This is a genomic window from Pseudomonas fuscovaginae SE-1 (assembly GCF_000364705.1).
GTDB classification, from domain to species: Bacteria; Pseudomonadota; Gammaproteobacteria; order Pseudomonadales; family Pseudomonadaceae; genus Aquipseudomonas; species Aquipseudomonas fuscovaginae_A.
This window is the reverse complement of record NZ_AQOH01000101.1, coordinates 1-13626: the sequence shown is the minus strand read 5'-3', so window position 1 is coordinate 13626 and position 13626 is coordinate 1. Positions and strand designations below refer to the sequence as shown.

Genomic DNA, 13626 nt, shown 5'->3' with positions numbered 1-13626 from the left:
GGCGTTAACCGTCCTTCTCGATTTCACAGAGTAGCGGATGCTGGCTTTCCCTGGCGTACTGGTTGACCTGCATGGCCTTTGTCTCGGCGATGTCGCGGGTAAACACTCCGCATACTGCCCGTCCTTCCGTGTGAACCGCCAGCATGACCTTGGTGGCCAGCTCGCGATTCAAGTTAAAAAACACCTCGAGCACTTCGACGACGAAATCCATCGGTGTGTAGTCATCATTGAACAACACCACCTTGTACATCGGTGGCGCCTGCAACGCAGGTTTCGCCTCCTGCATGGCAACGCCCGAGCCGTCGTCGTGGAAATCCGGGCGATCCTGATTGAATGTTAGTCGAATCTGGCTGATTGCATGCATGGAAAGAAAGGTTCGTCAGTTGAGCAAATGTAGTGATGGGGACAATCCGGCCCATTTCAAGACTGACCGAATGGTCACCTTGACTATCGGCAAATCGGTGTTAAAACCAATAGAGACCAGATTGGGTAATAAAGGTCCATATCGTCAACCATTTTTCTGGTTCACGCAGTGCAGGATGAACTGGATGATACTCCAGTGATGGGGTCGTTTGCAGAGGGATATGAGCATGCCGAGCGGTAAGGTCAAGTGGTTCAACAACGCCAAGGGCTATGGTTTCGTCCTGGAAGAAGGCAAGGATGAAGACTTGTTTGCCCACTATTCAGCCATCCAGATGGAAGGCTACAAAACCCTCAAGGCTGGCCAGGCCGTAAGCTTTGAGATCATCCAGGGCCCCAAAGGTCTGCATGCGGTCAACATACAGAGCGCTGCCGTAGTGACCTCAACCGATGACAAGGCATTGGCTTCCAGAAGCAAGGCGAACAACGTCAGCGCCTGAGTCATCTCGCAGAAACATCCAGCTATAAAAAAGCCCGATTCAATGATTTGAATCGGGCTTTTTTATCGCCAATCCGTCTTACATGTGCGCGATCAGCGCGTCACCGAAACCGGACGACGAAACCAGCGTGGCCCCCTCCATCAGACGCTCGAAGTCATAGGTCACGGTCTTGGCGCCGATGGCGCCATTGGTTCCCTTGATGATCAGGTCGGCGGCCTCGGTCCACCCCATGTGGCGCAGCATCATTTCCGCGGAGAGGATCAGCGAACCGGGGTTGACCTGGTCCTTGCCGGCATACTTGGGCGCGGTACCGTGGGTCGCCTCGAACATGGCGACGGTGTCGGAGAGGTTGGCACCGGGCGCGATACCAATGCCGCCCACCTCGGCCGCCAGGGCATCGGACAGGTAGTCACCATTGAGGTTGAGGGTCGCGATCACGTCATACTCGGCCGGACGCAGCAGGATCTGCTGGAGCATGGCGTCGGCGATGGCGTCCTTGACCACGACATTGCGGCCAGTCTTGGGGTTCTTGAACTGCATCCAGGGGCCACCATCGAGCAGGGTCGCACCGAACTCCTCGGCCGCCACCTCGTAGGCCCACTCCTTGAAGGCACCCTCGGTGAATTTCATGATGTTGCCCTTGTGGACGATGGTCAGCGACTTGCGATCGTTGTCGACCACGTACTGCAGGGCCTTGCGCGCCAGGCGCCTGGTGCCTTCCTTCGACACCGGCTTGACACCGATACCGCAGTCCTGGTCGAAACGGATCTTGGTCACGCCCATTTCTTCCTTGAGGAACTTGATGACCTTGTTCGCCTCGGGCGAGCCGGCCTTCCACTCGATCCCGGCATAGATATCCTCGGAGTTCTCGCGGAAGATCGTCATGTCGACGTCGCCAGGCTTTTTCACCGGGCTCGGCACGCCCTCGAACCAGCGCACCGGGCGCAGGCAGACATACAGGTCGAGTTGCTGGCGCAGGGCCACGTTGAGGGAACGGATACCGCCACCCACCGGCGTGGTCAGCGGGCCCTTGATAGAGACCACATAGTCCTTGACCGCATCCAGGGTTTCCTGGGGCAGCCAGGTGTCCTGGTCATAGACCTGGGTGGCCTTTTCGCCGGCATAGACTTCCATCCATGAGATCTTGCGCTTGCCGCCGTAAGCCTTTTCGACAGCCGCATCGACGACCTTGATCATCACCGGGCTGATGTCGACGCCAATACCGTCACCTTCGATGAAAGGGATGATCGGGTGATCAGGAACATTGAGAGAGTGGTCTGCGTTGACGGTGATTTTTTCACCGACGGCTGGAACCTGAATCTTCTTGTATCCCATGTTGTACTCCATCTATGGATTGAACATCTGGCTGCATTCGAGCGTACCCCAGTTAAATGTAGACGGAAACCTCGCCCCCACCCATTTACCCTGAAAAGCGGCAAGTTCGCGGCGTACAAGCTTGAAATCAAAGGGAAAAGCGCCAATCTCCAGCACCAGGCACGCAGCGCAGCGGCCCTCCCGGGTGCGACCTTTAGACCAATGGACGAAAAGAGTTGGGCATGAACGCTCGGCGTTTTGCCAGCAACCTATGTATACTCGCGCCGCTGACCACAGGGTCACGATGGCCGACGCCTCTGTTACAGGAAATGTAGCCAGGAACTGCCGCCCAGAGCCGGGCCGTTACCGCAGCCCGACCGCTTGACGCTCGACTGATGCACCCAACATCACCGCGAAGAAACTTCGATTTTCGACTCATGGACGACTTTGAACGAACGCGCTTATCCGGCGCACCTCGAGTTAGTTTCTGCGCATGCTTTAGCAAAGAAGAGAGTTAATCCGAATATGCCCACCCGCTCGAAGATCATCTACACCTTTACCGACGAAGCTCCCGCCCTCGCCACCTATTCACTGTTGCCTATCGTAGAGGCCTTCACCGCTTCGGCTGATATCGCCGTGGAAACCCGCGACATTTCCCTGGCCGGACGCATCCTCGCCAGCTTCCCCGAGCAGTTGGGCGCCAAAGCTGTGCCGGACCACCTCGCCGAACTGGGCGAGCTGGCCATCACCCCTGAAGCCAACATCATCAAGCTGCCGAACATCAGTGCCTCGGTACCGCAGCTGCAGGCCGCGATCAAGGAACTGCAAGCCCAGGGCTTCAACGTTCCGGACTATCCGGAAACCGTGACCAACGACGCCGAGAAAGACGCTCGCGCGCGTTACGACAAGGTCAAGGGCAGCGCCGTGAACCCGGTCCTGCGCGAAGGCAACTCCGACCGCCGCGCGCCGCTGTCGGTCAAGAACTACGCCCGCAAGCACCCGCACAAGATGGGCGCCTGGGCCGCCGACTCCAAGTCCCACGTTGCCCACATGAGCAGCGGCGACTTCTACGGCAGCGAGAAGGCCGCGCTGATCGAAGCCGCTGGCAGCGTCAAGATCGAACTGATCGCCCAGGACGGCAGCACCAGCGTCCTGAAAGAGAAGACCAACGTCCAGGCCGGCGAGATCCTCGACTGCGCCGTGATGAGCAAGAACGCCCTGCGCAGCTTCATCGCCGCTGAAATCGAAGCCGCCAAGAACGAAGGCGTGCTGCTGTCGGTTCACCTGAAGGCGACCATGATGAAGGTCTCCGACCCGATCATGTTCGGCCAGATCGTTGCCGAGTACTACAAGGACGCCCTGGCCAAGAACGCCGAAGTCCTGGAGCAGATCGGCTTCAACCTGAACAACGGTATCGGCGACCTGTACGCCCGCATCAAGACCCTGCCAGCCGAGCAGCAGGCCCAGATCGAAGCGGACATCCAGGCGGTCTACGCCGTTCGCCCAGCCCTGGCGATGGTCAACTCCGACAAGGGCATCACCAACCTGCACGTGCCGAGCGACGTCATCGTCGACGCCTCGATGCCAGCCATGATCCGTGACTCCGGCAAGATGTGGGGCACCGACGGCCAACTGCACGACACCAAGGCCGTGATCCCGGATCGCTGCTACGCCACCATCTACCAGGCGGTCATCGAAGACTGCAAGGCCAATGGCGCCTTCGATCCGACCACCATGGGCAGCGTGCCGAACGTCGGCCTGATGGCGAAGAAGGCCGAAGAGTACGGCTCCCACGACAAGACCTTCCAGATCAAGACCAACGGTGTGGTCCGCGTGACCGACAGCACCGGTCGCACCCTGCTGGAACAGAACGTCGAAGCCGGCGATATCTTCCGCATGTGCCAGACCAAGGACGCGCCGATCCAGGACTGGGTCAAACTGGCCGTCAACCGTGCCCGCGCCAGCAGCACCCCGGCGATCTTCTGGCTCGACCCACTGCGCGCCCACGACGGCGTGGTGATCGAGAAGGTCCAGGCTTACCTGAAAGACCACGACACCCATGGCCTGGACATCCAGATCATGTCGCCGGTCGACGCGATGAAGACCACCCTGGCCCGCACCCGCGCCGGCAAGGACACCATCTCGGTCACCGGCAACGTCCTGCGCGACTATCTGACCGACCTGTTCCCGATCATGGAACTGGGCACCAGCGCCAAGATGCTGTCGATCGTCCCGCTGATGAATGGCGGCGGTCTGTTCGAAACCGGCGCCGGCGGTTCGGCTCCGAAGCACGTTCAGCAGCTGCTGGAAGAAAACTTCCTGCGCTGGGACTCCCTGGGTGAGTTCCTGGCCCTGGCCGCTTCCCTGGAGCACCTGGGCGTGAACTACAACAACCCGAAAGCCCTGGTGCTGTCCAAGACCCTGGACCAGGCTACCGGCCAGTTCCTCGACAACAACAAGTCGCCATCGCGCAAAGTCGGCAACATCGACAACCGCGGCAGCCACTTCTACCTGGCGCTGTACTGGGCTCAGGCCCTGGCTGCCCAGACCGAGGACACCGCGCTGCAAGCCCAGTTCGCGCCTCTGGCAAAAACCCTGACCGAGAACGAGGCAAAAATCGTTGCCGAGCTCAACGCCGTACAGGGCAAGCCAGTCGACATCGGCGGCTACTACCACGCCAGCGCCGAGCTGATCAGCAAGGCCATGCGCCCAAGCGCTACCCTGAACGCGGCGATCGCTGCACTGGTGTAAGCTCTGCGGTAACACACAAACCCCGGCCCCGCGCCGGGGTTTGCGTTTACCGCCCTGTAGGAGCGTGGCTTGTCGGGGCGCCGAACCGCCGCGAAGGCGGTCTCAAGGCCGCTAAAAGCTTCGCGGGCAAGCCACGCTCCTACAGGGGGCCGCGCAGCCTTTAATAGATAGGCGAGGAGGAACCGATCTTATGGAATGGCAACCGCACATCACCGTCGCCACCGTCATCGAGGACCAGGGCCGCTTCCTGTTCGTCGAGGAGCTGCAGGACGGCCAGGCCGTATTCAACCAGCCGGCCGGCCACCTCGACCCGAACGAAAGCCTGAGCGACGCAGCACTGCGCGAAACCCTCGAGGAAACCGGGTGGGACGTGGAATTGACCGGCGTCATCGGCATCTACCTGTACACCGCCCCAAGCAACGGCGTGACCTACCAGCGCGTGTGCTTCGCCGGCAAACCGCTGCGCCAGCGACCCGACTATCAGTTGGACCATGGCATCATCGGCCCGCGCTGGCTCACTCGCGACCAATTGCTGGCCCTGCGCCCGCAGTGGCGCAGCGAGCTGATCATCCGCTGTGTCGACGATTATCTCGCCGGCCCATTGCACAGCCTCGAACTGATCCGCCCTTCCCTTTAGCCTTGAAGGCCAGGGCCTGTTAGAATCGCGTCCTTTTTCGAAGACACTCATTGAATCCCTATGCGTGATCCAGCTGCCACCGCCCCAGAAAACCTGCGCGTCATCGTCGGCATGTCCGGCGGCGTGGACTCTTCCGTTTCCGCCGTACTGCTCATGGAGCAGGGTTACCAGGTGGAAGGCCTGTTCATGAAAAACTGGGAGGAAGACGACGGTACGGAGTACTGCACCGCCATGGACGACCTGGCGGACGCCCAGGCCGTGTGCGACAAGATCGGCATCAAACTGCACACCGCCAACTTTGCCGCCGAATACTGGGACAACGTGTTCGAACATTTCCTGGCCGAGTACAAGGCTGGCCGCACGCCGAACCCGGACATCCTCTGCAACCGCGAAATCAAGTTCAAGGCGTTCCTCGACTACGCCCTGAGCCTGGGCGCCGACCTGATCGCCACCGGTCACTACGTGCGCCGCCGCGATATCGACAGCCGCACCGAGCTGCTCAAGGGTCTGGACCCGAACAAGGACCAGAGCTACTTCCTGCACGCCGTCGGCGGCGAGCAGATCGCCAAGACCCTGTTCCCGGTCGGCGAGCTGGAAAAACCGCAAGTACGCGCCATCGCCGAGAAACATGGCCTGGCCACCGCGAAGAAAAAGGACTCCACGGGTATCTGCTTCATCGGCGAACGCCGCTTCAGCGACTTCCTCAAGCAGTACCTGCCAGCCCAGCCCGGCGAGATCAAGACCACCACCGGCGAAGTGATCGGCCGCCATAACGGCCTGATGTACCACACCATCGGCCAGCGCCAGGGCCTGGGCATCGGCGGCCTGAAGGACGCCGGCGACGAGCCGTGGTACGTGCTGCGCAAGGACCTGGAGCACAACGAACTGATCGTCGGCCAGGGCAACGAACACCCCTGGCTGTTCTCCGGCGCCCTGCTCGCCTCGGAAATCTACTGGGTCAACCCGATCGACCTGAGCAGCCCGCGCAAGCTGACCGCCAAGGTCCGCTACCGCCAGGGCGACCAGCGCTGCACCCTGGAAAAGACCGCCAGCGGCTATCGCGCGGTGTTCGACGAGCCACAGCGTGCGGTCACGCCGGGCCAGTCCGTGGTGTTCTATGATGGTGAAGTCTGCCTCGGCGGCGGCGTCATCGAAGTGGCCGAACCGACAGTTGGCGGAGCACACCCATGAGCCCGATCCAGGAGCAGTTGACCGCCCTGGGCGGCGTATTTCTGGCCGCGGTGCTGGTGGACCGGATCGCCAAGACCGGTCAGTCCAGCGAAGCCGGGGTCAGTTGCATGCTCGGCAGCCTGCTGATTCGCGACCCCAAGGACACCCTGGAGGTCTACGGCGGTGACGACATCAACCTGCGCGACGGTTATCGCGCACTGATCGGCGCCCTGGAGCGCGACCCGAGCGCCCTGCAGCGCGAACCGCTGCGCTACGCCCTGTCGATGCTCGGCCTGGAACGCCAGTTGGCCAAGCGCGAGGACATGCTCGAAACCATCGGCAAGCGCCTGCCGCAGATCCAGTCCCAGGTCGAGCACTTCGGCCCGGCCCACGAGAACGTGGTGGCCGCATGCGGAGCACTGTACCAGGACACCCTCAGCACCCTGCGCCAGCGCATCCAGGTGCATGGCGACATGCGCAATCTGCAGCAACCGAGCAATGCCTCGAAGATCCGCGCCCTGTTGCTCGCCGGCATCCGCTCGGCACGCCTGTGGCGCCAACTGGGCGGCCATCGCTGGCAGTTGGTGATCAGCCGCCGCAAGCTGCTCAAGGAACTCTATCCGTTGATGCGTAGCGCCTGAGGCCATCGACGGAGCTTTAAAAGCGCGATACGCCGGTCAGTTCGCAACGGACCGGCGGATTTTTTCATGTATGATACGCGCCCCATTTCGTTGCCTGACTGTCCGAGAACACCCCATGCAGCTCTCTTCGCTCACTGCGGTTTCCCCTGTTGACGGCCGCTACGCCGGCAAAACCCAGGCCCTGCGCCCTATTTTCAGTGAGTACGGCCTGATCCGTGCCCGCGCCCTGGTGGAAGTCCGCTGGCTCCAGCGCCTGGCCGCCCACCCGGCGATCACCGAAGTCCCGGCGTTTTCCGCCGAAGCCAACGCCGTGCTCAATACCCTGGCCGAAAACTTCGCCCTGGAGCACGCCGAGCGCGTCAAAGAGATCGAGCGCACCACCAACCACGACGTCAAGGCCATCGAGTACCTGCTCAAGGAGCAGGCCGCCAAGCTGCCTGAACTGGCCGCCGTCAGCGAATTCATCCACTTCGCCTGCACCAGCGAGGACATCAACAACCTGTCCCACGCCCTGATGCTGCGCGAAGGCCGTGACGACGTGCTGCTGCCGCTGATGCGCCAGATCGCCGAGGCGATCCGCGAACTGGCCCGCCGCTTCGCCGCCGTGCCGATGCTGTCGCGCACCCATGGCCAGCCGGCGTCGCCGACCACCCTGGGCAAGGAACTGGCGAACGTCGTCTACCGCCTGGAGCGCCAGATCGCTCAGGTGGCCGCCGTGCCGCTGCTGGGCAAGATCAACGGCGCCGTGGGCAACTACAACGCCCACCTGTCGGCCTACCCACAGGTCGACTGGGAAGCCAACGCCCGCGCCTTCATCGAAGACGAGCTGGGCCTGGTGTTCAACCCCTACACCACGCAGATCGAGCCGCACGACTACATCGCCGAACTGTTCGACGCGATCGCCCGCTTCAACACCATCCTGATCGACTTCGACCGCGATATCTGGGGCTACATTTCCCTGGGTTACTTCAAGCAGAAGACCGTCGCCGGTGAAATCGGCTCCTCGACCATGCCGCACAAGGTCAACCCGATCGACTTCGAAAACTCCGAAGGCAACCTGGGTATCGCCAACGCGCTGTTCCAGCACCTGGCCAGCAAGCTGCCGATTTCCCGCTGGCAGCGCGACCTGACCGACTCCACCGTACTGCGCAACCTCGGTGTCGGCTTCGCCCACAGCGTGATCGCCTACGAAGCCAGCCTCAAGGGCATCGGCAAGCTGGAGATCAACGAACAGAAAATCGCCGCCGACCTGGATGCCTGCTGGGAAGTCCTGGCCGAGCCGATCCAGACCGTCATGCGTCGCTACAACATCGAAAACCCGTACGAAAAACTGAAAGAACTGACCCGCGGCAAGGGCATCAGCCCTGAAGCCCTGCAGACTTTCATCGACGGCCTCGACATGCCCGCCGACGCCAAGGCCGAGCTGAAACAGCTGACCCCGGCCAACTACATCGGCAACGCCGTGGCCCAGGCCCAGCGTATCTGATCGTACGGCACCCGCTCTGAGCGCCCGGCTGAGCCGGGCGTTTTTATTCCAGTCTGAAAAATACGTTTTTTCAATAGGTTACACATGAATCCTGATACTCCTCTGCAACTTCTGGGTGGGCTCACCGCCCGGGAATTCCTGCGCGACTACTGGCAAAAGAAACCGCTGCTGATCCGCCAGGCGATTCCGGACTTCGAAAGCCCGATCGACGCCGATGAACTGGCCGGCCTGGCTCTGGAAGAAGAAGTCGAATCGCGCGTGATCATCGAGCACGGCGAGCGCCCATGGGAGCTGCGTCGCGGCCCCTTCTCCGAGGATTCCTTCAGCCAGTTGCCGGAGCGTGAGTGGACCCTGCTGGTCCAGGCCGTCGACCAGTTCGTACCGGAAGTCGCCGAGCTGCTGGAGCACTTCCGTTTCCTGCCGAGCTGGCGGATCGACGACGTGATGATCAGCTTCGCGGCACCCGGCGGCAGCGTCGGCCCGCACTTCGACAACTACGACGTGTTCCTGCTGCAAGGCAAGGGCAAGCGTCACTGGAAGATCGGCCAGATGTGCGATGCAGGCAGCGCCCTGCTGGAGCACGCCGACTTGCGTATCCTCGCCGAATTCGAGGAAACCGAGGGCTGGGTCCTGGAACCGGGCGACATGCTCTACCTGCCGCCACGCCTGGCCCACTGTGGCGTCGCCGTCGACGACTGCATGACCTACTCGGTAGGCTTCCGCGCCCCGAGCGCCGCTGAAGTGCTGACCCACTTCACCGATTTCCTCAGCCAGTTCCTGCCGGACGAAGAACGCTACACCGACGCCGACGCCCAGCCGGCGGTCGACCCGCACCAGATCCAGCACGACGCACTCGACCGCCTCAAGAGCCTGTTGGCCGAGCACATGAGCGACGAGCGCCTGCTGTTGACCTGGTTCGGCCAGTTCATGACCGAGCCACGCTACCCGGAACTGGTGGTCGGCCCCGAGCTCGAGGAAGAAGACCTGCTCGCAGGCCTGGAACACGGTGCCATACTGATTCGTAACCCGAGCGCGCGCCTGGCGTGGTCGGAAGTCGATGACGACCTGTTGCTGTTCGCCAGCGGCCAGAGCCGTTACCTGCCAGGCAAGCTGCGCGAGCTGCTGAAGATGATCTGCGCGGCCGAAGCCCTGCACATCGACAACCTCGGCCCATGGCTGGAGGACGAGGATGGGCGCGGTCTGCTGTGCGAGCTGGTCAAACAGGGAAGCGTAGGATTTGCCGATGAATAGAATTCACGTACGTGTCGCGGACTGGCAAAAGGATAACGCCGAGATTCGGCGCATTCGTGAGTCGGTATTCATTGCCGAACAAGCTGTACCCCCGGAGCTGGAGTGGGATGCGGAGGACGCCACAGCCGTGCATTTCCTGGCCTACGAAGGCGATTTCCCGATCGGCACCGCCCGTCTGCTGCCCGATGGGCAGATCGGCCGGGTCTCGGTGCTGCGCGACTGGCGCGGCCTGAAGGTCGGCGACGCGCTGCTGCAGGCAGTGATCGGCGAAGCCGAGAAACGTGGCCTCAGGCAGCAGATGCTCAGCGCCCAGGTGCAGGCCACGGCGTTCTATGAGCGTCATGGCTTCAGCATCGTCAGCGAGGAATTTCTCGAAGCCGGCATTCCCCACGTCGACATGGTCCGCGGCGCGGCCTGAGATGGGCCGACGGACCTGTGGTGAGCTGGCATGCCTATGGTAAGTGGCCTCTGTGGTGACAGGCTTTTGTGGCGAGCGGGCTTGCCCGCGCTGGGCTGCGCAGCAGCCCTAAAGCCTGAGTACCTGGCACGCCAGCTGGACCGAGGTGGATGGTTTGGGGGCTGCCTTGCAGCCCAACGCGGGCAAGCCCGCTCGCCACAAAGGGTCAGCCCACCAGACAGGCACGGCCTGCCCCACCGGCAAAACGCCCCGCGATCGGGGCGTTTTGCTGTCTGCGATTCAATTTGCCTCCTCCTTCGCCGAGAAACTGTCAAACTCAATGCATCACACTCACGTGCATTGCCCAGTCACCTGCGGAGATAACGGACATGTCCCTACGCACCCTCTTCACCGGCCTGCTGCTGGCCTGCACCTTCAGCGCCCAGGCGGCCACCGAACTGATCCCCCTGAATTACCGCACCAGCAGCGACCTGTTGCCGGTCGCGCAAAACTTCCTCGGCCAGGACGGCAAGGTCAGCGCCTACCAGAACCAACTGATCGTCAATGCCGAACCGCGCAAGATCGGCGAACTGCGCGAATTCATCGGGCAACTGGACAAGCCGGCCCGGCGCCTGCTGATCAGCGTCGACACCAGCGAAAACAACGACCAGGGCGCCCAGGGCTACTCGATCAATGGCCAAGGCCAGACCCGCATCATCAGCCGCAGCACCGACAGCCGCGACGGCGGCATCCAGCAGGTCCAGGCCAGCGAAGGCACGCCGGCGCTGATCCAGGTCGGCCAGAGCGTGCCACTGACCAGCAGTACCGGCCAGCTCGACATCTACGGTCGCCCGCAAACCCAGACCCAGTATCGCAACGTCACCCAGGGGTTCTACGTCACGGCCAGCGTCACCGGAAACATCGTCCACCTGGCCATCAGTACCAATCGTGACCGGATGAGCCAGGAGCGTCAGGATGTAGTGAACGTGCAAAGTACCGACACAACCATCAGCGGACCGCTCGGCGAATGGATCACCCTGGCCGGCATCAATGGCCAGAGCCAGGCCGACCGCCAGGCGCTAACCCGCAGCTACTCTACCTCCAGCCGTAATGACATGACCTTGCGGGTCAAAGTCGACAGCCTGGACTGAAGCACCGAAAACTGACTGTTCAGTCGTATTAGACCAAAGATGTAGTGCTTTGAAAAAAGCACTACAAAACGTTTGACGCGCCCAGAAACCGAAGGCATGATGGCCTCGCTCCCGCTAATCAGGGGCCCTGGCAAGGGCCTTCGGATCGCCGCTCTAACTCACCCACCTGAGCCGATTCGTGTCTGTACCGCCCACAAGGCGTGTTTGACGAGATTGCGACTGGAACGAAGTTGTCCCGAGGGACGGAAGCGTAATCAGGTAGAACGGCAACAACCCCAAAGCCAGCATGAGGCCCACGACGCCCGCTGTGCCCCAAGGATCGCCCTCGCCCGCTCGTCTCCCCCTTGAGCCCATCGTTCACCCGTCGCATTTCCCGCCAGACCCGACTCGACCGCCTAGGCTTCTGGTCAGCGCGCAGCCTCTACCCAACCCTTTTCAGGTACGGGCACGCGGTGGAGCAAGGAACTTTCCACAAAAGATCGACTTTTGACAGAAGACGCGACGAGGTTTATGTCCATGGCACTGACACGCGAACAGCAAATTGCAGCCCTTGAAAAAGACTGGGCTGAAAACCCGCGCTGGAAAGGCGTGACTCGCACCTACACCGCTGCCGACGTGGTTCGTCTGCGTGGCTCGATCCAGCCTGAGCACACCCTGGCCCGCCTGGGTGCCGAGAAGCTCTGGAAGCTGGTCACCCAAGGTGCCAAGCCATCCTTCCGTCCGGATAAGGATTTCGTCAACTGCATGGGCGCCCTGACCGGCGGCCAGGCCGTACAACAGGTCAAGGCCGGTATCCAGGCGATCTACCTGTCGGGTTGGCAAGTGGCCGCGGACAACAACTCCGCCGAATCCATGTACCCCGACCAGTCGCTGTACCCGGTCGACTCCGTACCGACCGTGGTCAAGCGCATCAACAACTCGTTCCGCCGCGCCGACCAGATCCAGTGGAAATCCGGCAAGAACCCGGGCGACGAAGGCTACATCGACTACTTCGCGCCGATCGTGGCTGACGCCGAAGCCGGTTTCGGCGGCGTGCTGAACGCCTACGAACTGATGAAGAACATGATCGAAGCGGGCGCCGCCGGCGTGCACTTCGAAGACCAACTGGCCTCGGTGAAGAAATGCGGCCACATGGGTGGCAAGGTACTGGTACCGACCCAGGAAGCCGTACAGAAGCTGGTCGCTGCCCGCCTGGCGGCAGACGTCGCCGGCGTACCGACCATCATCCTGGCCCGTACCGACGCCAACGCCGCTGACCTGCTGACCTCCGACTGCGACCCGTACGACCAGCCGTTCGTCACCGGCACCCGCACGCCGGAAGGCTTCTACAAGGTGCGCGCCGGCCTCGACCAGGCCATCGCCCGCGGCCTGGCCTACGCGCCATATGCCGACCTGATCTGGTGCGAAACCGCCAAGCCGGACCTGGACGAAGCGCGTCGCTTCGCCGAAGCGATCAAGAAGGAATACCCGGACCAGATCCTGTCCTACAACTGCTCGCCTTCCTTCAACTGGAAGAAGAACCTGGACGACGCGACCATCGCCAAGTTCCAGCGCGAGCTGTCGGCAATGGGCTACAAGCACCAGTTCATCACCCTGGCCGGCATCCACAACATGTGGCACGGCATGTTCAACCTGGCGCACGACTACGCCCGCAACGACATGACCGCCTACGTGAAGCTGCAGGAGCAGGAGTTCGCCGACGCCGCCAAGGGCTACACCTTCGTGGCGCACCAGCAGGAAGTGGGCACCGGCTACTTCGATGACATGACCACCGTGATCCAGGGCGGCACCTCGTCAGTGACCGCGCTGACCGGCTCGACCGAAGAAGAGCAGTTCCACTGAGTCAACCGAGCAAGCGGCCATTCCAGACCGCATGAGACCTAACTGGAATGCCTGACAAGACTGATGCCCCGACTGGTTCGGGGCATTTTTTTGCCTGTCATGACCGCGTAGTGCTGACGGGCCGCT

Annotated in this window: 12 protein-coding genes; 10 read left to right on the top strand and 2 right to left on the bottom strand. The window is 61.9% G+C overall.

All coding sequences use genetic code 11. From position 1 onward, the window contains the following. Positions 1-4: 4 nt before the first annotated feature. Positions 5-364: an ATP-dependent Clp protease adapter ClpS gene (gene clpS, locus K675_RS0111395; protein ID WP_017903651.1), complete on the bottom strand. Its 360-nt coding sequence runs from the start codon at positions 362-364 to the stop codon at positions 5-7. A gap of 226 nt (positions 365-590) precedes the next feature. On the opposite strand from clpS, the gene cspD reads away from it, so the two are divergent. After that, positions 591-860: a cold shock domain-containing protein CspD gene (gene cspD, locus K675_RS0111390; RefSeq protein WP_198291637.1), complete on the top strand. Its 270-nt coding sequence runs from the start codon at positions 591-593 to the stop codon at positions 858-860. A 78-nt stretch (positions 861-938) separates the two neighbouring features. On the opposite strand, the gene icd is transcribed toward cspD, so the two are convergent. Then, positions 939-2195: an NADP-dependent isocitrate dehydrogenase gene (icd, locus tag K675_RS0111385; protein ID WP_017903649.1), complete on the bottom strand. Its 1257-nt coding sequence runs from the start codon at positions 2193-2195 to the stop codon at positions 939-941. Positions 2196-2699: 504 nt separating this feature from the next. On the opposite strand from icd, the gene K675_RS0111380 reads away from it, so the two are divergent. The 9 genes from K675_RS0111380 (at position 2700) to aceA (ending at position 13500) form a co-directional block, all read left to right on the top strand. Beyond that, positions 2700-4925, top strand: a complete 2226-nt coding sequence (locus K675_RS0111380; protein ID WP_017903648.1) for an NADP-dependent isocitrate dehydrogenase — start codon at positions 2700-2702, stop codon at positions 4923-4925. A gap of 190 nt (positions 4926-5115) precedes the next feature. Then, positions 5116-5562 (top strand): NUDIX hydrolase, encoded by a 447-nt coding sequence (locus K675_RS0111375; RefSeq protein ID WP_017903647.1) that lies wholly within the window; start codon positions 5116-5118, stop codon positions 5560-5562. A 60-nt stretch (positions 5563-5622) separates the two neighbouring features. Further along, on the top strand, positions 5623-6753 hold the full coding sequence (gene mnmA / locus K675_RS0111370) for a tRNA 2-thiouridine(34) synthase MnmA (protein WP_017903646.1): 1131 nt from the start codon (positions 5623-5625) through the stop codon (positions 6751-6753). Further along, entirely contained in the window at positions 6750-7373 is a 624-nt protein-coding gene (gene hflD / locus K675_RS0111365) for a high frequency lysogenization protein HflD (RefSeq protein ID WP_017903645.1), read from the top strand. Before mnmA ends, hflD begins: the two co-directional genes overlap by 4 nt. A gap of 115 nt (positions 7374-7488) precedes the next feature. After that, positions 7489-8859: an adenylosuccinate lyase gene (purB, locus tag K675_RS0111360; protein WP_017903644.1), complete on the top strand. Its 1371-nt coding sequence runs from the start codon at positions 7489-7491 to the stop codon at positions 8857-8859. An 84-nt stretch (positions 8860-8943) separates the two neighbouring features. Further along, the gene (locus tag K675_RS0111355) at positions 8944-10110 is read left to right on the top strand and encodes a cupin domain-containing protein (RefSeq protein ID WP_017903643.1); all 1167 of its coding nucleotides are present in this window, start codon (positions 8944-8946) and stop codon (positions 10108-10110) included. Beyond that, a complete protein-coding gene (locus K675_RS0111350; protein WP_017903642.1) occupies positions 10103-10528 on the top strand; it encodes a GNAT family N-acetyltransferase in 426 nt (141 codons plus the stop codon). The genes K675_RS0111355 and K675_RS0111350 overlap by 8 nt, the downstream gene beginning before the upstream one ends. A gap of 368 nt (positions 10529-10896) precedes the next feature. After that, the gene (locus tag K675_RS0111345) at positions 10897-11658 is read left to right on the top strand and encodes a secretin N-terminal domain-containing protein (RefSeq protein ID WP_017903641.1); all 762 of its coding nucleotides are present in this window, start codon (positions 10897-10899) and stop codon (positions 11656-11658) included. Between the two features lie 516 nt (positions 11659-12174). After that, positions 12175-13500 carry an isocitrate lyase gene (gene aceA / locus K675_RS0111340; RefSeq protein WP_026145109.1) on the top strand — a complete coding sequence of 442 codons (1326 nt, stop codon included), beginning with the start codon at positions 12175-12177 and terminating at the stop codon, positions 13498-13500. The last annotated feature ends 126 nt before the right edge of the window (positions 13501-13626 follow it).

What these genes read in the sequence shown, in the direction of transcription:
- clpS (WP_017903651.1), bottom strand. Translation starts at nt 364, where the DNA reads ATGCATGCAATCAGCCAGATTCGACTAACATTCAATCAGGATCGCCCG.
- cspD (WP_198291637.1), top strand. Translation starts at nt 591, where the DNA reads ATGCCGAGCGGTAAGGTCAAGTGGTTCAACAACGCCAAGGGCTATGGT.
- icd (WP_017903649.1), bottom strand. Translation starts at nt 2,195, where the DNA reads ATGGGATACAAGAAGATTCAGGTTCCAGCCGTCGGTGAAAAAATCACC.
- K675_RS0111380 (WP_017903648.1), top strand. Translation starts at nt 2,700, where the DNA reads ATGCCCACCCGCTCGAAGATCATCTACACCTTTACCGACGAAGCTCCC.
- K675_RS0111375 (WP_017903647.1), top strand. Translation starts at nt 5,116, where the DNA reads ATGGAATGGCAACCGCACATCACCGTCGCCACCGTCATCGAGGACCAG.
- mnmA (WP_017903646.1), top strand. Translation starts at nt 5,623, where the DNA reads ATGCGTGATCCAGCTGCCACCGCCCCAGAAAACCTGCGCGTCATCGTC.
- hflD (WP_017903645.1), top strand. Translation starts at nt 6,750, where the DNA reads ATGAGCCCGATCCAGGAGCAGTTGACCGCCCTGGGCGGCGTATTTCTG.
- purB (WP_017903644.1), top strand. Translation starts at nt 7,489, where the DNA reads ATGCAGCTCTCTTCGCTCACTGCGGTTTCCCCTGTTGACGGCCGCTAC.
- K675_RS0111355 (WP_017903643.1), top strand. Translation starts at nt 8,944, where the DNA reads ATGAATCCTGATACTCCTCTGCAACTTCTGGGTGGGCTCACCGCCCGG.
- K675_RS0111350 (WP_017903642.1), top strand. Translation starts at nt 10,103, where the DNA reads ATGAATAGAATTCACGTACGTGTCGCGGACTGGCAAAAGGATAACGCC.
- K675_RS0111345 (WP_017903641.1), top strand. Translation starts at nt 10,897, where the DNA reads ATGTCCCTACGCACCCTCTTCACCGGCCTGCTGCTGGCCTGCACCTTC.
- aceA (WP_026145109.1), top strand. Translation starts at nt 12,175, where the DNA reads ATGGCACTGACACGCGAACAGCAAATTGCAGCCCTTGAAAAAGACTGG.